This is a genomic window from Laspinema palackyanum D2c (genome assembly GCF_025370875.1).
In the GTDB taxonomy this organism is placed as follows: domain Bacteria; phylum Cyanobacteriota; class Cyanobacteriia; order Cyanobacteriales; family Laspinemataceae; genus Laspinema; species Laspinema palackyanum.
The window spans coordinates 1-21,036 of the sequence record NZ_JAMXFD010000017.1; the positions used below are offsets into that span (position 1 = coordinate 1).

Sequence of the window (21,036 nt, forward strand, 5' to 3'; positions counted from 1 at the left end):
ACTATGATGTCAGATGCTATGTCTGTCATGGTTTTAAAATATTCCTCAACTCTCCTATTTTACCTGCGGAATGTGGGTTGAATCCAAATTTCATCGTAATAAATTCCCCTGAATCAAGAAGAAATGGCTAGAATATATCAAAATAAACCTGCCTCATTACGAAGCAACATCTAAACATTCACAAGTTTGCAAGTCTTGCAGGAAATCGAAATATCCTGAGCCAAACAGGTGCAAAACGTCTTGTGGGCGGGTCATCGCCACATAAAGTTCCCGTCTGGCTTCAACCGCATCTCCCACACCAAACTGTTGCACCCACAACACAATCACCGCCTTGAACTCTAGCCCTAACGCGGACTTGACCGTAACGATTCGCACTCCCCGTTGAGCAGCACTGTAATGTCGTTTTTCGTCATCGCCTTTCGTAATCCAGCAACATCCCAGTTCCAAGGTTTGCAGTTGTTCGCTCAGGTAAGTGAACGAGTTTTGCTCATGGTGACCGAGATAGCGATAGATAATGGCAATATCCTCGGGCTGATAACCTTGGGCGACTAACCCCTGAATTTGTGAAAGTACCCCTTCGACTTCAGCCTGCCGGTTGTCCATTAGATGCAGGATGGGGCGTTTTCCGCGTCGGAGTGCAGCTTTCGGTTCAACTATCGGAAAGGTCTCGTCATCGTCTTGTTCGCATAGTGACTGAATCATCTCCCAGGCGGCGGATAAAATCTGCTCGGTGTTACGATAGTTCTGGTTGAGCTTCCGCATCCGACCTTGGGCATTGATGCCGACAGATTTCCAGGTGAATTTTTGGCGGTTATAGAAACTTTGGGAGCGGTCGGAAACGATGAGCAAGTCGCCATCTTCTGGGTCTTTGAGTGCAAGTCGGCAAGCGGGAAACCACGAAGGCGAAAACGTATGGGCTTCGTCAATCAGCACCGCATCCCATTTATTTTCTAAGGGCATTTGCTCTAAAATATTGACCAGCCGCTCACCGAGCAAGTCATCGTAATTCTCCTTGTAAACCTGGGGGTTCGGTAGCCCACCTAGAATCGACTTAGCCCACTCGTGAAAGTGCATCACCTCGATTCGTTCTCGGTAAGCTGGGTTGTCATCTTGCTCGATAAGCGATCGCAACCAAGAAGCCAAAGTCATGTTGAAGCACAGCAACAGCACCCGTTTCTCAAACAGCCCACTGGCAACAATTTTGGCCCGACTCAGCAAAATCAGAGTCTTGCCTGAACCGGCCACCCCACAAAATAAACGATGCCCAGATTGTAGCGAACGAGCCAGTTGTTCTTGTTTGTGGTCGAGGGTGCGGATGATAGTTGCATCGGGACGCAAGGATTGCCCTGTTGGAATGCTGGTGGGTTTGGCGGGTTCTTCCCGGATTTTGGCTTCGGGGTGGATGATGCCGCGAATGGTGCTAATTTGGTCTTCTTCTAGTTCCCAAAACTTGAAACGATGGGTGAAGAATTGCTCCAACCGCTTGATGAGTCCGCGCTCTCCCAAGTCCTCCCAGTCTAGCAACTCATCTCGGTAACAAACTTGCGGCTTTTCGAGGAGGGCATACAAATTAGACTCCCGCGCCTGGGCTTCGGTCATGTTCGTCATGATGGCCCCCACACCAATCGGAAATGCGAGTTTGCCTTGATGTTCGCCGTCATCCTGGCAGAGAATCGAATACCCTTTGAGTTGGTGCAGCAACGCATCTAAATAGCCTTTTGCTTGGCGAAGTGGAGACTGACAACTTTCGATTTGCTCCCCTTGATTGACCTGAAAAAACTGGTTATCGGCGCTGGCTATTTGCCTCGCACTCCAGCCTTTGACCTCTAGGACTAGCACCCCAAACGTGGGACCGACCACCACAAAATCGGGATATAGTCCATTCACGCTCGGCTCGTAGTAGACGAAAAAATCATCGGGCAACTCATCTCGGAGCAACTTAAACACTTTCTTCTCGCCCTGACTTGCCTTTGCCGGGACAGCATCGGGAACAATCGCAGCCATCACACCCTCCTCTATTCTTGCAGCCTTGTGGCTACAAAATGACCTGAATTTATTCGTAAGCTGATAATTGCCTCTGAATTGATGAGGCTCAAATCACTCATTTTGTCATTATTAAACTCTATTAATTTGGAGTTGGTGTCTGTTTTGTGTATAACTTCACTAATTGTAATCTATTAATTTGTAGTAGCAAAAATTTGAACAAAACAAGCACAATTTTGTCAATTGGTGGAATTACGGAATTTTTCAGTCAGTTTCAAGCAGTCAAGGAGAATTCCTGGGTGATGCAATTTCACAGGGGACCGACCCAGGGCGACTCCCAGAAACCTAACGGGAAGGTGTCCAACGGTAGCAGTCGCATCTCAAGCCGAATCCACCACCGGCGCAGTGTAACCCAGAGTTGTCAGACCTTGATGCGATCGCTACCGGACTACCACCGACTCAGCCAGAGTATTGACCAGGAATAGTTCAGGGGATTGGGTCGGAACCAGACAAGCCCCTTAACCCGCATCATCTGAGCCATCCGGCTGCAACTCAAACTTGTTGTCACCTTGAATGGTCACATAACCATCAGAGAATCGAACATAAACCGTTTTGGTGTTTAGCGCTCGTTCTACCTGCCCAATTTGGCCGGTGTAGGGCCAGCCTTCTAAGCAGTCATGCAAAATTAATTGCATATTTCTTCCCCAGATTATCGAGGACATTAGTCACATAATCAACTAAATTTTGCCAACTTTTATAAGCTTCTATTTTAATCCATTCATATTTGAGAAATTTCCATAAAATTTCAATTAAATTTAGTTCAGGTGAATACGGAGGCAACCAAAATAGCTCCAGGTTCTTGGTCTTCCATTCTTCTAGTTTCCCTAGGACTGCGTTACTGGTGTGAATTGAAGCTTGGTCCATTACTACGACAGTTCTTTGGGTTAAGTTTTCACTAAATTTATCTAAAAACTTAATCAGTTTTTCGCTGTTTAGGTTTCCCGAATAGGTTTCATATTTTAATTCATTTCGTCGATTCATTACTCCCAATACATTCAACCTTTTACTGGAAGAACTTGGAAGAATAATCCTCTGGAGTTTATCTTGCCATCCGTAAGGTAGTGAAGGCGTCAAAGACATCCCTGATTCATCTAAAAAATGCAAGTCGATTTCTCCATTTTTATCTAACTCTTTTAATTCTTTTAGTTTTTCTAGTTTGAACTCAAGCTCCCATTCAAAGGGACTTCCAGCCAATCCTCTCTTCATTCTTCTCCAGGTCATACCTAACTGCTTTAATATTCTTTTTATCGTGTCTTTGCTGACTTTAACTCCCCATGAGTCTTGAACTTGGTTTATGACCCTTTTTAGGTCTTTTGGTTCTGCTTTTACCCACTCCTTAACTTGCTGTTTTTGGGGAGGAGTTAATTTGGTTTTTCTTCCTCTTCCAGGTTGGTCATACAAGCCGGTTAATTTATTTTGCTCCCAGCGTTGAAACCAGTATTGTAAAGTTCGACGACTTATTTTGAAAACTTCTAATAACTTTTCCATTTTAAAGCCTCTATGACTTAAAAGAATACAATGAGCTCTTTGCCTAACTTTATGATGCTGGCTATTTTGATAAATTCTTTTTAGCATTTTTTCAGTTTCGGGACATAAATTTATAAATTTCATGGATAATTCTCCTTGTTTAGGCATATTTATTGCGTAAATTACTCATTTTACATCAAACTTATAAAATATGCAATTAATTTTGCCTGACCGCTTATCAAGCAAACCACGCGGTCCCCAGGCTGAAAACGAGACTCGCCGTATCGTTTTTTGCCGTGAACATCAGCGCGGATTTCTGCTAGTTCTTTCTGGCGCTCCTGCTCTTTTTTTTGTTGAATTTCTGCTTCTATCCGCTCTCGTTCTTTAAGCTCTTCTACCGTGATATCGTGATATGGAGACTACTTGCTTTACTCCTTAATCGGTAATTTTCTTGATATTCTTCGCATCGTAACAGTGGAGCTTGAGCTGACTCATCTACTTTAGCAATTTCTGTGAGGGCGTGAATTGCATCTTTATAGCGCCAAATATCTCCACTCATCCCCTCGCGTTCCAAAATTTGAATTATCTCCGCATTTCCTGCACCAAATTCTCCTAGTCTCCATAATATTTTGCCAATTAGCTTATAATTATCTCCATACTGAACCCAGCTATGATACATAGCAATTACTTCGGATGCGGATTTTGCTTCAGGCAGTGTACGGAGCAAAACCTCATCAGTGCCATTCGTGTACTTTTCACGAAAAAGACTCATATTATAACTCCTGGTTTAGTTAAATAATTGACGGATTAAAATCGGGTCAATCAACAGCATTATTTTAATGAAATCAACCCTAGCTAAAAGAACGATGCTTCTCGAAAAATAAGCCTTTGAATGCCACCTGCCGACCATCAACCTCCAATTGGGCTAAACTGTAACGGTTTGTACTTATCTCATAATAAGCTTCATGCTTTCTGGATTAATGGAACTAAGTGCATCATATAATCTTGCTTTCCAATGGGTACGCCAGTCATGCGGAGGATATCGTAAGCCGTAACTAGATGGAAGTAGAAGTTGGGAATCAGAAAATCGTTGATGTATGCATGACCGAACATTTCGAGGTAACGGCCTTGGCTGAGGTCGATGCGGACCAACTCATTGAGCTTTTCATCTTCGGCATGAATGCTTGCAAGCAGTTCTTGGGTATTCGCGATATGTTCGTAGGCTGCCGCAACAGAGGTGACTTGTGGATCAAGATTATCCATCGGTTTGCCGCTACACCATAGAGCAAAGTTGCGAGGTTGATTACAGGTAAAAGCAATCTGCGTACCAAAGGGCAGCATATCAGCCGCAATCCGCTGGTCGAGAAAGGACTCACTCTCACCGAAATGCGTCTGGGCTAACTTTAGAAGGTGTTCGAGAGTCGTTAGGCGGCTTTGGAAGAGGGTTACGATTGAATCTATAGTTTGACTGGACATTTTGCGCTCTTTTAATGCAAGGGTCATCGTAGCCGACTTGACCCCCGGCTGCCACTGTATCCAGTTGCGTGGCGATCGCATTAGCCGCCGAGTTTCCAGGAGCCAAAGCGGTTTGTGCAATTGTAGCAGAGACGTATCGCCGCTGCTGATGGCAAACTGCCTCATTTTGATGGGTTGGTGACTCATGCGCGTCGCTTAGATTTCAGGCTGTAAGTTCTTCTTCCTAGAACGTACTGGCAACAATGTCGGTGGTTTGACACATCTTCTCACAACTGGCAAAAATGTTATGCCGATCGCCACTGACTGAGTTAGAAGCAATCGCCACCAATCGACCCGACAAGATTCAGAACCCTTCGCCAACTAACCCGACACAATTCAGAGCCAAAGCATCAGACTCAAACTGCACCGGCGCTCATTCCAAGCTAGATTCATTCCCAGCAATCCAGTTACCATCAAGCCGATCGCTACTGACTGACCCCAAGACAATTTGGAACCCATCGCCGCCGACTAACTTGCAGCCAAGCCACCCGCCGACCATCAACCCAGCGCTCGGCAACCATTCCAGGCAACCGCGATTCGGCCAACGATGCACAGGAACATCAACGGCTCAAAACTAGGCAGTGAGTAATTTACCCAGGCAGTTGCCAACGAGCACGAGAAGGGCATCAACTCAACAAGGCGGCCACTCAGCAACTCCACGAAGTATCAACCTGGTGACTGGCAACTCAACCAGCAGAGCGATCGGCCTCAACTCGGTGAACCCACTCGACACAAGCAATCGCCAACTTGACCAGGGACCGTAACTGGACGAGTGCGATCGGCCTCAACCCGGTGAATCAATTCGACACCAGCGATCGCCAACTTGACCAGGGACCGTAACTGGACGAGTGCGATCGCCCTCACCGAGAATGAATCCACTCGACTAGGCGATCACCAACTTGACCCAGTGAATTGACTCGACTAGGCGATCGGCCTCAACTCGGTGAACCCACTCGACTAGACGATAGGCTCCGGCATAGCTACGCTTACGGCAACCTGACCAGGGGTCGCAACTCAACCAGGCGATCGCATCTCATCAAAGACCACCAACTCCCCGGCAATGGCAACTCACCCAAACGAGCATCCACTCAACCCGTGCGGTCGCCACTCAACCCGGTCCAGTCAGGAATTAGCATCCATCCCCAGGCGTTTAAGATTGACTGGATTGATTGCCCACATTCGGATTCAGCCTGCCTTGTTCCCGTAGTCGGTATCGCAGTGCCACAGTCCTGGTCACCCAACATAGCGATCGCTATCGCATCTAAGACAAACCCGCCCCAACGAGTCCCTATTCAGTTGTTCGCAAATCCATCACGCCATGAATCCCCTCAACCGGACCCGTTCGGATTCCGACAACAAGGACCATGCAGATTGGAAGAACTCCTCAAAATAGTGTTCGTAAATTTCAGAGAACAGATTGCGAATCTCATGGAAGGCATCCGGATTATCAGCGAGGGCCAACCATTCGGCACAGTCTCGGATGTCCTGTTCAGTGGGGGACGCAATTGGGTCGGCTGACGCAGTTTCTGGCTGGGCTGACGCAGTGGCTGACGCAGTGGCTGACGCTGTATCGCTTTGCTGACAAGGAACTGACGCAATGAGGTCAGATTTTTCAACTGATTTCTCAGTTACGTTCACATCAACGATGCAATTGGATGGATTATCTTTTTGTTCAACAGTTGGCAAAATTGCGTCAGTTGCGTCAGTTGCCTTCTGGGTGTGGGTTGTAGCGTCAGGCATTGCGTCAGGACTGACGCAGTTTGCGTCAGGCGGTTCATCCGCAAAGGCCAAGTCCATCAGGTAGGTCCCGTTTTCATCACGACCCTTTCGGGCATTCGTGAAAATGCTGAGGATACGAGCCGGGACCTGGTTGACTGCTTTGCACAGCCGGTCAAATTGGTTGGGTAGGTCGTACCACAGCAATTTTTCCTTGCCCTTGTCGGTTTTTTCCTTTTCCAGAGTCCCTGTGTCCAGGTACCACTGTGTCAACGCCTCCCAGATTTCCCCGGCATAGAGTTTCGACCCTTTGCAGAACGTCAGGCCCGTATCCTTGGCGAACTGCCAGAGGTGGCTCGATTCGCATTGAATCGCTTCCAATGCCTCGGCACAGGCTTGATAGTCGATGCCTTCTGCCATCAGCGCCACCAACGACTCCAGAATTCGATTCAGGAACGCCGGGGCCACGTTTTCCCGGACAAATTCTGGGTCATATTTAAAGCGTGGGTCTGCGGGGAGTTCGTTTTTGGTGGGGTCTGGGTTGCTCTTGAAAGTCTTCGTGAATGCGATGACCCCATAGCGAGTCTCAATCGCGTTCAAGGAAGCAGTCAGTCGGGGTGGGTCGTTGACGTTGAACAGATGGACACATTTGGGGGAAATTTGATACTCGTCCTGGCCCTTGCGTTCAACTGGAAACGAGTTGTCCCCGGTGATGGCAACTTTCAGCATTTGCAATCGGTCCAGTTTCACTTTGTCCGGGTTTTCTGAGGGCCAGTTGACTCGGGAGCGTTCAATCGCGGCCACCGGGAATTTCCGACCGGCATCCGCTTGGGCAAAGTCGCCAAACCCGACACTTGTCAATCCTTGACCGCCATAGAGTAACGAAACCACCTCGCGCAGCGAATCCTTGCCGTTGCTCCCATTTCCTTTCAAGAGCAGGGCTTTGACTTCCCGACCCTTATGGGAACGCACAGTCATCAAATCCAATGATGCGGCAATGGTCCGTAGGAAGACGGCGCGTTGGGCTGGGTCTAGGGCTTCGAGGAGGCGATCGCAATCGGTCGGGTCAGCGTGAGGGTCGTACTTGACTTGTGGGGCATATAGGTAAAGGTGTTTGTTCGGGTCATGCGGAACGAGTTTCCAGGATGGCTTAGGACCCTTCCAAGAAATTTCTAGGACTCCGTTGGTGCAGTTCAGACCGGGGGGATTGGTTTCCGATGAGTCAATGCCCAACGAAATTTTGACCCATTGGAGAATCTCGGCTACCTTGCGCGGGTAAGCGTAGGGGAACCGAACTGAGCCATTTTTCTGGATGACCGGATAGTTATTGCAGTATTGACGAATCCGGCTTAATTCTTTGATGTCTGTGGAATATTCGTAGTGCGTTCCATTCCAAAAATAGAGCTTGCCCTCGACACAAATCCAAGGTTTATCACCGTACAACGATTCAAGTGCTTGCTGGGTAACTTCCACCTGCGGTCCCGCCTCAACGGGTGCGGCAATCGGTCGGCTTGCAGCTTCCTTGAGTTCGGCTTTGAGTTTGGCGACTAACTCCGTTCCCATCGCTGCCACCATCTCGCGGATGTCACCTTTGTTGGGTAGGTCGCGATAAATCGCCAACGGGTCAAGCTGAAGACAAGGCACTTGCTGCCGTGCCGCTGCCGTCACTACTTTCGCCGCTTTGCTGAGTCCTGCTGCATCGTTGTCCGGCAAGATGGCAACTGCTGCATTTTCGTGGACTTCTTGCAGCCGCCGCAGGAAACTTTCCAGTTCGACTTCAGTCCAGGCGCTTCCTTGAAAGGTCACTGCCGCCAGTCCCAGACTCCGGGCAATCTCTACGCAGCCCTCACCTTCGACGAGCAACAGGACCGGGAATCCATCGCTCACTGAACTGATCGCCTGGAATGCTTCCTCTTCCCGGTAGGCTTTCCAGGATTTGTCCCCCTTGGTCCAGACTGGCAACCCATCCTCGTTCAAGTGGCACTGCCGGAATGTCTTGCGATGACCTTTTTTATTGGTATCTTCCCACTCAAACCGATACACCGCTTGGGTTGCACTGTAGCGATACACAATTTCAGTGGCATGGGTTGGCACACCCTTCGGCACAAAACTTGGTTTCTGTTGTTGGGGTGCTTCTGTCACGGAACCCACTCGCACAAGCACCGGCTCTCCTTCTGGCATCTGCACCGGCGCGGGGGCGTCATGACGACGGACGACTGGGGCCATAATCTTAGCGTGCCAGGGGGCCACTGCTTGTCGGATGTCTTGGCATTCGCAGCCGTTCCAACATTGATAAGCGCCATTTTTCGGGTCAACGGTCAGATTGTTATTTTTGCAAACCGGGCAGTAGTAACGGTTTTTGCCTTTTGCGGGTTTCAGAGTTCCGAGGAAGTTGCGGATGTCAAACGAAGAATTTTTCTCAGAGACTGGCAAAACGCTCTGAGAAATGCTACCTTGTTGGTAAAGCATTAGTTATGTGCTCCTGGTCCTTTCAGGGGTTTACTAGAGTCGGGGTGGTTCCAAGCACCTCGGCTCATGCTTTTTATTATACAGATTTTTTCTTCGTTGCAACAAAAATTAAATTAAGAATTGTAAGAGGGGAATCCCTTGCACCAATTGCGTTCCAATTCCTAGTCCCTTAGTAAATGAGACCCACACTAAGGCCATTTGTAATTCATTTGTAATCTGGTTTTAATCCAGTTTAAAATCGCTTTAACACTTGCTGGGTCTAGCTTCTATGGATTCAGGCTAGATTCAGACAAGGTGAGATAACTGCAAACTTTACAGGTTGGTGTGTGAGATAACTGAAAAGGGTTACAGTTTGGTGCAAGGTCCCCACCCGCGCCGGTGGCAGTTGCCCGGTCTCCCGTTCGCCATAATCGCGGATTTGGTCCCACTTCCACTCCATTGCCATAGAGTCAGCTTGATGCGGTAAGCGGAGCTATCCCGTAGGGAATCGCCTGCCGTTGGGTTCCACTCTTGTCAAATCCAGCCCCTTCGGTTGAGGCGCAATTGCCCGAGTTTGGCTGGGGTGATGCTGGGGTGGCGGGAAAGTTGTGGATAGGTTGCGGATAGGGCGAGTCTGAGGAGGCGATCGCATCACTCCAATTTGCCCCGTGCGAATTATTCCAAAAACTCTGCTGCCACTTTATCCAGACTGGTTATGCAGTTGGTCGCGGTGAAGCGCTAACAAATCATCGGCTGTGTGATTGAGGAACGTTTTATCGTTTTCTTTGGCTACCGGATTAACCCCACGCGGTTGAACGGATAAATCCTCAAGACCATTTGAGAGCGAATATTTTCTAAAGGCACTACAGTTCCGTAGGTTTCAGGGTGGCGATAATTAGAATTATCCGCTATCACATAATATTCATTTGATGCCAAGGTGATCGATGGCTGGCTAAAATTGGATGAAATTTTGATTCGCTCATCGATGAGCAGGTTGCCATTGATAATAATTTTACCTTGACCGATTTCGAGGGTTTCACCGGGAAGAGCAACGATACGACGAGAGGTAAAATCAGATGGAAAGTTTGTTTTTAGACCCTCTGTGGAGAAACTAATCACTTGGTAACGCTCTGGATTTCGCAATTTTGGATACCATATTGTATCATGCAAGGCTAAATCATTGCTTTGAAAGATTGGACTCATCGCTTGTATGGAATCATTAGTAAATTGAACAACGCTTCCCATCAAAAATAAAAAAGCAATCAAAGCTAACGGTAGTTTCGCCCGGTTTAATTGGAACGCGATGGAATTGGTTGTTTTTCTGGGTGATAAAGGTTCTACATTTAGCGAAATGCTGGCCGCCAAATGCTTTCTAAGGCTCTGACCATAAAATCGATACCTTCCGCCGAATTGCTTCAAAATGTTACAGTCTGCCGCTTTATTCAAAAAATTGACATAATCTTTAGGTATTTTGCCTTGTTGATACAATACATACCGCAATCCAAAATGTTGAATAAATGCATATCCTCCCCCATATATTAAGTCTGCAAAACAGGCAGCTAGAACGCTACCGCCCAGAATGTTATATACATTTATTGGGTCCTTAATTATCACTAAAACCGAGGTAATAAACATAAAATATAAAAAAGAAGTTGACAAAAATATTACTAAAGAATTTTTGCCCGTTTGCCAAGTTCCTTGATTAGGATAATTTTTGCTCTTAAGCTCAGTTCTTAATTGCTTTACAAGTCCTCCAACCAGCCCTCCATAAACTGCAAATACTAGCATAACAAGTAAAACCAGAAATAAAGCTACTATAGGAACTACTATAGGAATAAAAACTACGCTGGCCGTGATAACTATAGCCGGATGTGAATTAGTTTTTATCATGGTTTGTAATAAAATAAATATCACAGCAATCGTAGATATGACTAGAGAAATATTAAAACTATTTTTAAACCACAATTTTCCTAAAATAAATAGAGCTTTTTTTAGATTTTTCCACGACCAGTCAAAGTTTTCCGTTAAAACAATCGATTCTTTTTGATATAGCGTAAAAATAATTAACCCCAGCAAAAAACTAAGGATTAAGCCTTGAAATGGAGCCATAACAAGAACTAGAGCCAAACTAAAAATTCCATTAACAATTAGCTGATATTGCTTTAGGGATTTTCTTTTTTCTAACCAAGTCGGCTGGAGCTTTTCAACCACAAATTCTTCTGGATCAATTTCGTTTCGCTCCATATTAGCAGCCAACCATGCTAGATAATATTTAGCTTTTTCTGGTTCGTATTCTGCTAGAGGCTGAGGAGTTCCGGTTGGAGGATAAAGAGTACGCGCCAAAAAATCATCAAATAATTGGCTTTGAAAGTCTTCATCACTTTCCGGTTGGTTATCTGGTAACCCCTGCGGATAGGTCATCGGCATCAGGGTCAATAACATAGGACGCCGTGCCAACTTCATAAACCCTGGATGAGACTGTAAATCGTTCCACAAATGCTCTACATGGTTTTGGTTTAAATAATGTTGAATTTGGTAATCGCTCAACTCGCAAAGTTTCACCGCTTGTTCAATTTGGCTAAAACGGATGAGAAAGTTATTCTCATCTTTAAGGTTTTCATAATCTTTCACTCGGCAGCAGATAACCAGCCCGGGTTGTTGAAGGGTAGGATGGTCTTGCAAGTCATCAATTGCATCAATAGCGTCCTTAGCTTTCTCTCCCAATTTATCTAGTCCATCTAGCAACGGGATGATGCGATTACTCACCAGCCACCCGCGACATAGCTTTGCACTGATATTGTATTCTGACACTATTTCGGCTACCATCCAATCCAGAATTGGTTCTCCTTGCCATCGAGAAAACTCAAAAATTACCGGAACAGGTTGACTTGGATCCCTTTGTGCTGTTTCTCCCAAGGTGACTGCGAGCTTGAGCAATTCTGTTGTTTTGCCACTGTCGGGTTCACCTAAAATTAGAAGGCGGTGGTTTGATTCTTGATAAATTTCTAAAATTGTTTTTTGGGAAGCCAAGTTTATTGGTTGTTCCGCATCTATACTTTCTAGGTTGACTGAATCCTCCGACTTGTCAGCCCAATTCAAAGCATAAAGGTCAATAGCAGTGCCAGAGATATAAGTTTTTAGTTGCTTTTTGTTTTTGCGATAATTTTTAGTTAAAAGCTCTTGCCATACCCGGTCTGGATTTTTTATTTTTTGCTGAAATAAATTTGCCAGAATTACAGCAATTGATGCAATAAAATGTACTCCCATAGATACCCCCTAATTGATAATTTAATTAGAAACAGCTATCGGTTGTTTATACTGAAACTTCATCGGGTAGAGTCGTTACGTCACGTTCAAAGGATGCAGTTGAAAATTATGCGATTGTTGTTGAGCAAAAATTAATGAATTTGCTAGAATCTGTGCCATTGCCTACCGTTCGCATCCAATCCCGTCTTTGTCCCGGTCAAACTTATGCGAGTCTGAGCCAGTCACGCGAAACCCCCGCTCCGAGATGTCGCCACAGTTCAGGTCCGGTGGATACACTGGAATGCAGACATCAGGATAGGAGGAGTCACACTTGGCACGGGGAGTTTCTTGCTTGACCCTTTCCGACTTGCTCGGTTGTGGGGTTGCAGGCTTGCTGGTTGGTCCAGCCATGACAGGCAGAGCAAGACTGACGGCTAGGACGAAGGCGAGGAGGATGGCAATGGGTCGAAATTTCATCGCGGTGAAACCTGAAAGTTCTGGCATAACTGTAACGCTTTACAGTTTGAGGATGCAAGTTGGGTCGAGATGCGATCGCCTGCCCGCGTGAGTCCCTTGCCGGTTCAGTGGTCGCTAGACTTCATTGGGTCCAGATGCGGTACTTCTTCAAAGAGGCGATCGCTACGTTGCATCCCCTGTTATCCGAATCCGCCCCAATCAGCCAGACTCTTTGCTCAGTTCTGCTCCTCTTCTGGTTCTTCTTCTACCCACCACCGAAATAAGGTAGGTTCTTCCTCGTTGTTGACGGTAACCAGAATCAAGCGCTGACCATAGCCATCACCAAACAAAGCGCGACAAAACCCGGCTCCCGTTCCGGAACAATCCTGGAATTCGGGATAGCCCAACTCATTGACCATCCGAGATAAAAGTCCAGTTAATTTATCCTTTTGGCTCAGGTCTCGATACCGAGTTAGCCATCCTTCGTGCAATAGCAGTTCTCTGGCTTCAGAGTAAGGCATATCCTGCCGTAAAGCCTCGGGGATTTCTTGAGCAGCTCCAATCCAGGGCAATAGCACAACATTCAGAGTGATAACGATTCCGGAAAAAAGTGCCTTACGCATCCTGTTTTTTGGCGAGTTGTGGTCAATGGAATGGGTGGAGTTTCTTCAAGGAGGCGATAAGTTTACGGCCTAGCTGCGCTGTGCGGCATTCCAATTGCCTCCTCGGAAGCTCTAGCCTAACTGAACTATTGAGCTTGAGCCGTTTCCTGGATATAGCGCGACACATTCTGAATTGCTTGGAGGGCGTACTCGTTCCCCAGGTCAAAGGCTAAGGCCCGCTTGAAATTGACCAAAGCCGTTTGGTAGTCCTTCTGATTGGTTGCAGTGTAGCCCAAGTTCATGCAATTACTATAATTTGCACAGGAGCCCGAGATTTGTCTCACATACGGTTCTAAAATGTTGACCATTGAAAAGGCTTCGACGTTACGAGGCTGCAAGGTCAGCGCTTGTTGGAAATAGTTGAGCGCCCGGTCTGCGTTAGTTTCCATGTAGGCATTACCCTGGCTCATGCAATCGTCGAAAGTCAAACAGGTCCCTCCTGAACTTCCTCCGCTTGGCGCTGGACTGGGCGAAGAACCGGAACCGGAACCGGAACCGGAATTATGGCAGTGGTAACCTCCATTTTTGCGGTCGTTATGGCAGCCGCTGGCGTCGGTACGGCCTCCATGTGACCAACCGGCATCGGCTAGAGAGACGAGAGAAAGGGCCAGCAATGCAGCGGTCAATACTTGATGAATTCGCATGAATTTTCCTGTTGTCTAGTGTTTCGAGGCTCATAACCAGCAACGGTGGAGAGCTTTCGATACCCATTGACCCTGACGCTAAACTGAAAACCTTTTCAGTTTGGGTAATGTTGGTGACTACATCAAGGACGCAATGGATTCCCAGATTCTGACTGGATTGTTCCAATTTCACTCGACTGGCAATATCCAGGTTGTTGGTCCCAGTTTTAGCAATCGGATCCTAATCCCCGCTCTCATGCAGTCACCGCCATTGAAACCGGCAGATTCTTTGAGCCAATTCGCCAGGGAATTGAGAGTGGCGATCGCTTACTGCATAGCTGCGCTTACTAGAACTCTCTGGCAACTCTCCCCCTAGGACCAAAGTGCAAACCGTTACAGTTTGGGCGGTTCCTGGTTCCACTCAACTGGACCAAGCCGGTTGCAAACGCTCGAAAATGCTTTGTTTAATCTGGAGAAACACTTCCTCGGGCAGTTTGTCGTTGATTGTCACAAAGATGGTTGCCAGTCGATACTCATCTAGTCTTCTAGCGATGCTGATAGGAAGTGTGCGGTAAGTTAGTCCATTCAGTTCAGGTTTGAATGTAATCTCTGTCAAAGTCAAGTTATTTTCATAGAAATCTCGTATCGCAAAAAATCTTTGATGCCCGTCAATTAATTCGTGATGGTTGTCGTCTATTTCGTAAAAATAAAGCGGTGGGCTAGGAATATTTAGTAACAGAGACTCAATCCATTCAGACTGTTTTTGAGGACTCCATTGCTTTTGTCTCTTGTGAGCCGGTAATAACTGCATACACTCCGGGTTCTTTAGGTTCCAAAACAAGTTCCTAATTGTTGAGCGTTCCCTCTCCTGCAAGACGTATGTATTTTCTAATTTATTCCGCATTAATTTAGGTTGTGCATTTCTAGGTGAACTATTTAATTTAGGCATAAATAAACTTTGAATGTTTACAGTATTTTATTGTAGCATAATCTTACAATTACTCTAGGATACAATCAAGGACAAACAACACCACAAACTATGACTTTCTCCCAGAACCAACTCAATCGAGCAGGTGACCTCCTCAAAGTCGAGTCTGCCGAACCCATCGAACGCCAACAGGCAGCTAACTTGCTCACCGCCTGGAGACTCGCTCACGGGGAAACGCTGCACCAGTTTAGCCATCGGATTTACCCATTGCTAGACCAGCAACCCGAGGCAATTTTAGCTCAACGCATCAAGCGCTTGCCATCGATTGTGGACAAACTCAAACGCTATCCCAACATCAAACTATCGAAGATGCAAGACCTGGTGGGAATGCGTGTGATTCTCCCCAATATCCAAGCCGTGCGAAATTTTGAACAATCGTTATTTGAGGAAAACTTAACCCGTAAACAAGATTATATCGCCCAACCAAAAGCAACAGGTTACCGAGGAATTCATTGCATTTATTCCGGGGAAAACCGGACTCAACTCGAACTGCAAATCCGCACTCAACACCAGCATTTATGGGCCACGGCAGTTGAGATGACTGGGGTATTTCTAGGAATCGGTGATGACCTGAAAACTCAATCCGTTTCCTCGGAATGGCTGGAGTTTTTCGCACTGGTCAGTTCCGCCTTCGCTCGGCTCGAAGGGATGCCGGTGGTGGCTCAACACGAACACCTATCCGAATTGGAACTGCATGATGCGATCGCCCGCTTGGAGGAACGGCTAGGAGTCGCGTCCCGATTGCAAGCGGTGCAGCCAGTCGAGGCTCCGGTGGTCCAGGTGGATGGCGATTGGCAGTTGCTCAACTTGATGCAGCAGCGGTTGACGGTGGATTGCTTAGACTGGGAACCAGCAGTGCAGCGTTATGAAGAGTTAGAGCGGGACCTATCCTCTCCGCAACAACTCGTGCTGGTTTCGGTGCAGTTGGACCAACTTAGACGCGCCTACCCGAATTATTTCCTAGACATTCAACCGTTTGTGCAACAATTGCAATTTATCGTGAACGGCTAGATTGAGTCCTCGTTCCATCGCAGCAAGTCACAGAAAGGCCAAGACTGACTGAGCAGCCCGCCAGCAATTATCGGGATAGTTGGGATTGTTGGCTTCAATCAGGGGAATGCCTACTGCCTGCACATATTCGTGATATTGGGCTAGAGTCGGGGGCGGTTGTTTACGCGACTCACTCAGAAAATGAATAAAATCAAGCTCTTGACCCCAAAGTGCAACCTGTTTGGCTTGGACATTCTGGTGAATCTGTTGTCCATTCTCGCGAAGTTGTATATCCCCCAGTTTGGGCCAGATATCCACGCTTAAGAAATCGACCGGACTATCGGGTTGCCAGGTCAAGGCATCTGCCACCACAAAACTTACTTTTTCCCACCCCGGCCAGGTGTTAGGTTGAGCAATTTTATGGAGCAGCTCTATCACCCTGCTATCTCGCTCAACCACCGTAACCCGCTCGACTTGTTTTTCGGCAATTACATTGAACAGCAGTAATCCCATGCCCAATCCCATAATGACGGTATGGCCGCAAGCATACAGGGCATGATGCGCTTGGCTTTCCAGTTCCCGAGGACCTAGACTCATCCATAGGGTGTCACCCTGGCTCAAAATATAGTTGGGGTTAGCGGGTTGTATTGCCGTGAAGTAACCTCCCATAATAAACGCATCCCGTCGCTTTAGGATCCACTCTCCATAGTGTCCCGTCCGATATTTAGGTATTTTGAGGGCTGGATAAGGTGGGGTCTGTAAGCGTTGATGTTCACGATAAGTTTCCGCTAAGGCTGCGATCGCATCAAGGCTTTCTTGAGACGGTTTGTTAGACATACTAAGTGAGAGAGACTAGATTGAATTCAGATGGCCCGTGTATCGTTCGACTAACTGGGCGAAATTGGCTTCACCTTCGTCGAGGGTGTCCGCATACAGGCCGTTATAGTAGCCGCCATCCTGCAAATTGTGGAAATGTGCTACCCATTTATCTTCGAGGTGGCGCAGGACAATTTCACCGGGAGCGGTTGCCCCATCACCGGGGACTGAGTGAGTCTTGATTGGTTTCATGTTAGTTTTGTACTGCCTCCGTAAGTTCTGTTGCACCGACAAATCCGCGAAACACGCCTTGAATATAGTCTTGCTTGTGGTCTTGAATCCATTCCACCGTGTCCACATAGCTCAAAGCTGCTGCTTGCAAGATAACGATTCGCACATCTAGCATATTCGTGGTGCCTGCATAGAGGACCGCATTGAGTCCTTCTAGCACCTTGTCTGGGACCTGCACCGGGTTCTTGCTGGGGGCCCGATTGATGCCAAATTTGCGTTTGGGTTGCGGTTGCTGGTACGGCATCAATTCGTCTAGGGGCTTACCTGTCGGATCGAATCCCACTGGCAGCCAGAAGAACTCTGAAGCCCAATAGTCGCCCTGATAATTCAGCATCCACCAGTCATTCGCCACGCCTCCGAGACAGACTTTATCAATGTCGAAATATAGCTTAATCTGCTGGGTCATGAGGGTTGCTCCTGTTTCGGCTTGCACCATTCCTTCCGGTCCATTGGCACCACCTCCACGCGGAAACTTTTCCAGGGATGGACCGTAAACCCAGCTTCGACTTCTTTAGGGTAAAGACTCCTCATTTGTTCGAGGGCCGCTTCCTCATCCTGGGCCATAATATAGTGGCCTTGTCGGACGCTCAAATCTGCGTTTTCTTGGTCGCCATCGTCGTACATGGCATTTCGGGTGCAACGAAATTCGTGCATAGTTGTTAGAAGAATGTTAGATTACTACGCTAAAAAGTTTGCCACATTGCGAGTCGATCGCAAGCGGGGTCCTGCTCCCCACAAGCCTATTCTACTGCTGTCGGTCATCGAACTGATAGAACGGGGCCACATCCGCAAAAACCAGATTGTCCTTGATGCTGAACTGGTTGCCGCCTTCTTGAAACTCTGGGGCCAACTCGCCACCACGGACCACCGCTCCGACATCGGTTTGCCGTTCTTCCACCTGCAAGGCGATGGCTTCTGGCACTACCAACCCAAACCCGGCTACGAGGCTCTCGTCCAGTCCAAAGCCAAAATCCGTTCCGTGGGAGCCATCCGCGAACTGGTCGAATGCGCTTTCCTCGATGATGAACTGTTCCACCTGCTGCGCCACCCCGTCACCCGCGCTCACCTGGCTCAAGTGCTGATAAATAAGTGGTTCCCCGAGAAAATATCTCAGATTGAAAACTTGCTACAACTTGATGCGTTCGAGGAGATGACGAGGCGGTTTCGGGAGAGCGGCGGGGAGATTTACCAGCCGGAAGACTTAGAGGACGAGCAGAAAACGATTGTCCGAGATGGGGCTTTTCGCAAGGTGGTCGTGCAGGTGTATCAACATCGGTGCGCGTTCTGTGGCCTGCAAATCCTCAACTCACTGGGTCAGAATATCGTTGATGGCGCTCATATCAAGCCATTCTCTCGCTTCTACGATGACCGCCTAGATAATGGCCTATCTTTGTGCAAGAACCACCACTGGGCTTTTGATAGGGGCTGGTTTAGCTTGGAGGACGACTACCGCATCGTCGTGGCGGATGACTTGCGGGAAGAGTCGCCCCACAGCCGACCCATGCGCGAGTTCGAGGGTGAGCGGATTTGGTTGCCCGCCCAAACAAAATATCGCCCCCGACCCGAGGCGATCGCATGGCATCGCACCCACATCTTTCAGCAGGCCAGTTAGGATTGTTCCTCGTCTGCTTCATCCATCCACAGTTCCTGATAGTTATCCGCCAATTGATAGAGCGGAATCTTGGCGTGGTGGCCGCGACCGGATTTAGGATTGGGGACCGTTGTAACTACCCGAATCACTCGTTGACTTTTGAGGCGCGTCAAGGCCGGGGAGACTGTCCGGGAGTCGAGCTTAATCATTTCGGCAATTGTAGCAAGGGTTGCCGTGCCACATTCAAGCAAAGCCTCCACAATTTGTCTTTGCAAACTCCCCAGCCTCCGACCTGGTTTGATGCTCGGTTTTTCCGAGCGTTCGTAGAGGGCAACCTTTTGTGCCCGTCGGCCACTTCCTTTGCCATAGTCTGGGTTCGGTATCATCTCCACAACACGAACCAGCCCTTGCCGTTTGAGACGGGTCATCGTACTGTTGATGGGGTTGGGTTCATGGCCGGTCACTTCAGCCAACTTCGCGGAAGTGGCTTGCCCGCATTGGGCCAACGCCTCTAAGATTTCATCTTGCAGTTCCCCTTGAGGGCGGTAATTTTGCTGCTTAAACTGGATGATTTTCAGTTGTTTCAAGCATTGCAATATTTCTGCTTTTATCGCTTCTTTATGGGTTTTTTCTAGGGAAGTTTTCTCCAAGTCTCGCAGGGATTGGACGGCATGAGCAATCGCGGCTAATTTCTCGGCTGGCTCCATTGTTAGTCTTCACCCTCGAACACTAAGCTTAAAAGCACCTGGTAATCGGCGACGGCATCCGGGTCGGTGCTCATCAGTTGGATCGCAGCTTCCCACCCGACAACTCCATCAATGACTTGCATTTTCGCATTACCAGGAATCGTGACCAAGCACATCGACTTGCCCAGGGGTTCGAGGTGGATTGCATTGCGCGCAACTTGGACGGTCACCGGGGGCAGGTCTAGTTCATCGGTGGTTACTTTGACCGGGTTGTACTGGAGAAATTGCACCGCCTCGCTCAGGGGTGGCGTGATTTGTATCCGTTCTCGTCCCGCTTGCTTGACGATTAGGCCAGGATAGACGAATTCATCGTGATAAACAGGTTGATTCGCTAATGATTTGACGCGGGTAGCAAACTGCTCAAACTCGGATAAATTAGCCATGATTCTTGTGAAATAACGGATGTAATGCGCCGGGTGGAAAACCGTTTTGTTTAAGTTCATGCCCGAACCGATAGTCTTCTTCGAGAATGCCATAAATTTTCGTTTTGAGTGCCATTTCTCTTAGGAACGACCGAGTGAACACTACGCCGAAATAAGCCACCTCGCCAAGCTCTAAATCAGTCCAGGTGGGTTCAATCACGGCTCCACTTTCATCGACTAACCACGCATGAGACACGGCTCTGTCCAAGTCCGTAGAAATCGCATACCCTTCGCAGTAGTGAAAATTTTTGTGTTGGTTTAGCAGTTGGTAGCAGTTTTGATAGCAAGCCTTAGTTTTACCGCTGAATTTCGATTTGGTTTGCTTGGTAAATGGAATCCCATAAGCTAATATTAGCGCTTCAGTGCCTTTATATTTGCAAGGATTACGAGGATACATTCTGGTTATTTCTTCAACTTTTTCTTTGAGAAATTCGGTGAGTCTTTCTAGTTCGCTCATAATTTAGCTTTGATGAAACTTGGGGTGGCGAGATACATTTGAAAATCCATGACGATGGATGAAAAAATCTTGCAAATAATCACTAGCTAGAATGCCATAACATCCGGTTTTTTCTACGTTTGCTTTAACAAAATCAGATTCGAGCGCTATGCCAAAATAGCCAGTTATTACAGGTTTCCAAGTTAGGTCATGGACTTGACCATTTTCGCCTATGAGCCAACTATGTATCAACGGTGTAGATACTCCTTCAGCCAGGGCATAGCCTTCACAGTAAATCAGCGAGGGGTCAGCTAACAGTCTTTCGTAACAAGTTTGGAAACTATCCTTTTTCAATGTTTGGAACCCGATGGGCACGCACTCTCCAAAGGAGCAGCCGTACTCTAGTACCAAACCTTCGCTAGAAGGAAATGTACTTTGGTCTGGGTTACGCGGTCTGCTTTGGTGAATCGCTTCGACAGCTTGAAGATAATTGACAATTTGACTAATCAAGTTGATATCACTCGGGGCAGATTTTAAAGACATTTGAGTTCAATTCTCCGATATAGTTTTGACGAAATTA

The 21,036-nt window shown here is 47.5% G+C and carries 24 protein-coding genes; 3 read left to right on the forward strand and 21 right to left on the reverse strand.

Annotation, left to right across the window (positions count from 1 at the left end):
• Positions 1–156 precede the first annotated feature (156 nt).
• The gene (locus tag NG795_RS18325; protein WP_367290086.1) at positions 157–2,004 is read right to left on the reverse strand and encodes a 3'-5' exonuclease; all 1,848 of its coding nucleotides are present in this window, start codon (positions 2,002–2,004) and stop codon (positions 157–159) included.
• 194 nt (positions 2,005–2,198) lie between these two features.
• On the opposite strand from NG795_RS18325, the gene NG795_RS18330 reads away from it, so the two are divergent.
• Positions 2,199–2,468 carry a hypothetical protein gene (locus NG795_RS18330; RefSeq protein WP_367290087.1) on the forward strand — a complete coding sequence of 90 codons (270 nt, stop codon included), beginning with the start codon at positions 2,199–2,201 and terminating at the stop codon, positions 2,466–2,468.
• 33 nt (positions 2,469–2,501) lie between these two features.
• Here the strand turns inward: NG795_RS18330 and NG795_RS18335 are convergent, their stop codons facing one another.
• The 12 genes from NG795_RS18335 to NG795_RS18390 all read right to left on the reverse strand — a co-directional run bounded on the left by NG795_RS18335 (position 2,502) and on the right by NG795_RS18390 (position 14,987).
• Positions 2,502–2,678: a hypothetical protein gene (locus tag NG795_RS18335; RefSeq protein ID WP_367290088.1), complete on the reverse strand. Its 177-nt coding sequence runs from the start codon at positions 2,676–2,678 to the stop codon at positions 2,502–2,504.
• Complete coding sequence (locus tag NG795_RS18340; protein ID WP_367290089.1) at positions 2,659–3,654, reverse strand: IS630 family transposase; 996 nt, start codon at positions 3,652–3,654, stop codon at positions 2,659–2,661. The genes NG795_RS18335 and NG795_RS18340 overlap by 20 nt, the downstream gene beginning before the upstream one ends.
• Before the next feature lie 250 nt (positions 3,655–3,904).
• Positions 3,905–4,282 (reverse strand): hypothetical protein, encoded by a 378-nt coding sequence (locus NG795_RS18345; RefSeq protein ID WP_367290090.1) that lies wholly within the window; start codon positions 4,280–4,282, stop codon positions 3,905–3,907.
• A gap of 191 nt (positions 4,283–4,473) precedes the next feature.
• Complete coding sequence (locus tag NG795_RS18350; RefSeq protein ID WP_367290091.1) at positions 4,474–5,172, reverse strand: DUF1993 domain-containing protein; 699 nt, start codon at positions 5,170–5,172, stop codon at positions 4,474–4,476.
• Positions 5,173–5,398: 226 nt separating this feature from the next.
• Positions 5,399–5,578 (reverse strand): hypothetical protein, encoded by a 180-nt coding sequence (locus NG795_RS18355; protein WP_367290092.1) that lies wholly within the window; start codon positions 5,576–5,578, stop codon positions 5,399–5,401.
• 155 nt (positions 5,579–5,733) lie between these two features.
• A complete protein-coding gene (locus NG795_RS18360) occupies positions 5,734–5,904 on the reverse strand; it encodes a hypothetical protein (protein WP_367290093.1) in 171 nt (56 codons plus the stop codon).
• 432 nt (positions 5,905–6,336) lie between these two features.
• Complete coding sequence (locus tag NG795_RS18365; RefSeq protein ID WP_367290094.1) at positions 6,337–9,210, reverse strand: DUF5906 domain-containing protein; 2,874 nt, start codon at positions 9,208–9,210, stop codon at positions 6,337–6,339.
• 768 nt (positions 9,211–9,978) lie between these two features.
• Positions 9,979–12,456 (reverse strand): S26 family signal peptidase, encoded by a 2,478-nt coding sequence (locus tag NG795_RS18370; protein ID WP_367290095.1) that lies wholly within the window; start codon positions 12,454–12,456, stop codon positions 9,979–9,981.
• 162 nt (positions 12,457–12,618) lie between these two features.
• Positions 12,619–12,912: an excalibur calcium-binding domain-containing protein gene (locus NG795_RS18375; RefSeq protein WP_367290096.1), complete on the reverse strand. Its 294-nt coding sequence runs from the start codon at positions 12,910–12,912 to the stop codon at positions 12,619–12,621.
• A 215-nt stretch (positions 12,913–13,127) separates the two neighbouring features.
• Positions 13,128–13,514 (reverse strand): hypothetical protein, encoded by a 387-nt coding sequence (locus NG795_RS18380; protein ID WP_367290097.1) that lies wholly within the window; start codon positions 13,512–13,514, stop codon positions 13,128–13,130.
• 125 nt (positions 13,515–13,639) lie between these two features.
• On the reverse strand, positions 13,640–14,197 hold the full coding sequence (locus NG795_RS18385; RefSeq protein WP_367290098.1) for a YHYH domain-containing protein: 558 nt from the start codon (positions 14,195–14,197) through the stop codon (positions 13,640–13,642).
• Positions 14,198–14,597: 400 nt separating this feature from the next.
• Positions 14,598–14,987 (reverse strand): DUF262 domain-containing protein, encoded by a 390-nt coding sequence (locus tag NG795_RS18390; protein WP_367290099.1) that lies wholly within the window; start codon positions 14,985–14,987, stop codon positions 14,598–14,600.
• Between the two features lie 228 nt (positions 14,988–15,215).
• On the opposite strand from NG795_RS18390, the gene NG795_RS18395 reads away from it, so the two are divergent.
• Positions 15,216–16,175 (forward strand): RelA/SpoT-related domain-containing protein, encoded by a 960-nt coding sequence (locus NG795_RS18395; protein WP_367290100.1) that lies wholly within the window; start codon positions 15,216–15,218, stop codon positions 16,173–16,175.
• A 27-nt stretch (positions 16,176–16,202) separates the two neighbouring features.
• Here the strand turns inward: NG795_RS18395 and NG795_RS18400 are convergent, their stop codons facing one another.
• Genes NG795_RS18400 through NG795_RS18415 form a run of 4 tightly spaced genes read right to left on the reverse strand, consistent with a single transcriptional unit; the run spans position 16,203 to position 17,915 of the window.
• Complete coding sequence (locus NG795_RS18400; protein WP_367290101.1) at positions 16,203–16,991, reverse strand: polyamine aminopropyltransferase; 789 nt, start codon at positions 16,989–16,991, stop codon at positions 16,203–16,205.
• A gap of 15 nt (positions 16,992–17,006) precedes the next feature.
• Complete coding sequence (locus NG795_RS18405) at positions 17,007–17,222, reverse strand: hypothetical protein (RefSeq protein WP_367290102.1); 216 nt, start codon at positions 17,220–17,222, stop codon at positions 17,007–17,009.
• Between the two features lies 1 nt (position 17,223).
• A complete protein-coding gene (locus tag NG795_RS18410) occupies positions 17,224–17,667 on the reverse strand; it encodes a DUF5049 domain-containing protein (protein ID WP_367290103.1) in 444 nt (147 codons plus the stop codon).
• Positions 17,664–17,915 carry a hypothetical protein gene (locus NG795_RS18415; protein ID WP_367290104.1) on the reverse strand — a complete coding sequence of 84 codons (252 nt, stop codon included), beginning with the start codon at positions 17,913–17,915 and terminating at the stop codon, positions 17,664–17,666. Before NG795_RS18415 ends, NG795_RS18410 begins: the two co-directional genes overlap by 4 nt.
• A 13-nt stretch (positions 17,916–17,928) precedes the next feature.
• Here NG795_RS18415 and NG795_RS18420 point away from each other — a divergent pair, with 13 nt between their 5' ends.
• Complete coding sequence (locus NG795_RS18420) at positions 17,929–18,873, forward strand: HNH endonuclease (protein ID WP_367290105.1); 945 nt, start codon at positions 17,929–17,931, stop codon at positions 18,871–18,873.
• Here the strand turns inward: NG795_RS18420 and NG795_RS18425 are convergent.
• From NG795_RS18425 to NG795_RS18440, 4 genes are read right to left on the reverse strand one after another with little or no spacing between them, the layout of a single operon-like run.
• On the reverse strand, positions 18,870–19,559 hold the full coding sequence (locus NG795_RS18425) for a winged helix-turn-helix transcriptional regulator (protein WP_367290106.1): 690 nt from the start codon (positions 19,557–19,559) through the stop codon (positions 18,870–18,872). The genes NG795_RS18420 and NG795_RS18425 overlap by 4 nt on opposite strands.
• 2 nt (positions 19,560–19,561) lie before the next feature.
• Positions 19,562–19,981 (reverse strand): ParB N-terminal domain-containing protein, encoded by a 420-nt coding sequence (locus tag NG795_RS18430; protein WP_367290107.1) that lies wholly within the window; start codon positions 19,979–19,981, stop codon positions 19,562–19,564.
• Positions 19,974–20,477 (reverse strand): hypothetical protein, encoded by a 504-nt coding sequence (locus NG795_RS18435; protein WP_367290108.1) that lies wholly within the window; start codon positions 20,475–20,477, stop codon positions 19,974–19,976. Before NG795_RS18435 ends, NG795_RS18430 begins: the two co-directional genes overlap by 8 nt.
• A gap of 3 nt (positions 20,478–20,480) precedes the next feature.
• Positions 20,481–20,999, reverse strand: coding sequence for a hypothetical protein (locus NG795_RS18440; RefSeq protein ID WP_367290109.1), 519 nt, complete (start codon positions 20,997–20,999; stop codon positions 20,481–20,483).
• Positions 21,000–21,036 lie beyond the last annotated feature (37 nt).

Coding starts and splice junctions, on each gene's coding strand:
- NG795_RS18325 (WP_367290086.1), bottom strand. CDS start 2,004: ATGGCTGCGATTGTTCCCGATGCTGTCCCGGCAAAGGCAAGTCAGGGC.
- NG795_RS18335 (WP_367290088.1), bottom strand. CDS start 2,678: ATGCAATTAATTTTGCATGACTGCTTAGAAGGCTGGCCCTACACCGGC.
- NG795_RS18340 (WP_367290089.1), bottom strand. CDS start 3,654: ATGAAATTTATAAATTTATGTCCCGAAACTGAAAAAATGCTAAAAAGA.
- NG795_RS18345 (WP_367290090.1), bottom strand. CDS start 4,282: ATGAGTCTTTTTCGTGAAAAGTACACGAATGGCACTGATGAGGTTTTG.
- NG795_RS18350 (WP_367290091.1), bottom strand. CDS start 5,172: ATGAGTCACCAACCCATCAAAATGAGGCAGTTTGCCATCAGCAGCGGC.
- NG795_RS18365 (WP_367290094.1), bottom strand. CDS start 9,210: ATGCTTTACCAACAAGGTAGCATTTCTCAGAGCGTTTTGCCAGTCTCT.
- NG795_RS18370 (WP_367290095.1), bottom strand. CDS start 12,456: ATGGGAGTACATTTTATTGCATCAATTGCTGTAATTCTGGCAAATTTA.
- NG795_RS18375 (WP_367290096.1), bottom strand. CDS start 12,912: ATGAAATTTCGACCCATTGCCATCCTCCTCGCCTTCGTCCTAGCCGTC.
- NG795_RS18380 (WP_367290097.1), bottom strand. CDS start 13,514: ATGCGTAAGGCACTTTTTTCCGGAATCGTTATCACTCTGAATGTTGTG.
- NG795_RS18385 (WP_367290098.1), bottom strand. CDS start 14,197: ATGCGAATTCATCAAGTATTGACCGCTGCATTGCTGGCCCTTTCTCTC.
- NG795_RS18390 (WP_367290099.1), bottom strand. CDS start 14,987: ATGCAGTTATTACCGGCTCACAAGAGACAAAAGCAATGGAGTCCTCAA.
- NG795_RS18395 (WP_367290100.1), top strand. CDS start 15,216: ATGACTTTCTCCCAGAACCAACTCAATCGAGCAGGTGACCTCCTCAAA.
- NG795_RS18400 (WP_367290101.1), bottom strand. CDS start 16,991: ATGTCTAACAAACCGTCTCAAGAAAGCCTTGATGCGATCGCAGCCTTA.
- NG795_RS18405 (WP_367290102.1), bottom strand. CDS start 17,222: ATGAAACCAATCAAGACTCACTCAGTCCCCGGTGATGGGGCAACCGCT.
- NG795_RS18410 (WP_367290103.1), bottom strand. CDS start 17,667: ATGACCCAGCAGATTAAGCTATATTTCGACATTGATAAAGTCTGTCTC.
- NG795_RS18415 (WP_367290104.1), bottom strand. CDS start 17,915: ATGCACGAATTTCGTTGCACCCGAAATGCCATGTACGACGATGGCGAC.
- NG795_RS18420 (WP_367290105.1), top strand. CDS start 17,929: ATGTTAGATTACTACGCTAAAAAGTTTGCCACATTGCGAGTCGATCGC.
- NG795_RS18425 (WP_367290106.1), bottom strand. CDS start 19,559: ATGGAGCCAGCCGAGAAATTAGCCGCGATTGCTCATGCCGTCCAATCC.
- NG795_RS18430 (WP_367290107.1), bottom strand. CDS start 19,981: ATGGCTAATTTATCCGAGTTTGAGCAGTTTGCTACCCGCGTCAAATCA.
- NG795_RS18435 (WP_367290108.1), bottom strand. CDS start 20,477: ATGAGCGAACTAGAAAGACTCACCGAATTTCTCAAAGAAAAAGTTGAA.
- NG795_RS18440 (WP_367290109.1), bottom strand. CDS start 20,999: ATGTCTTTAAAATCTGCCCCGAGTGATATCAACTTGATTAGTCAAATT.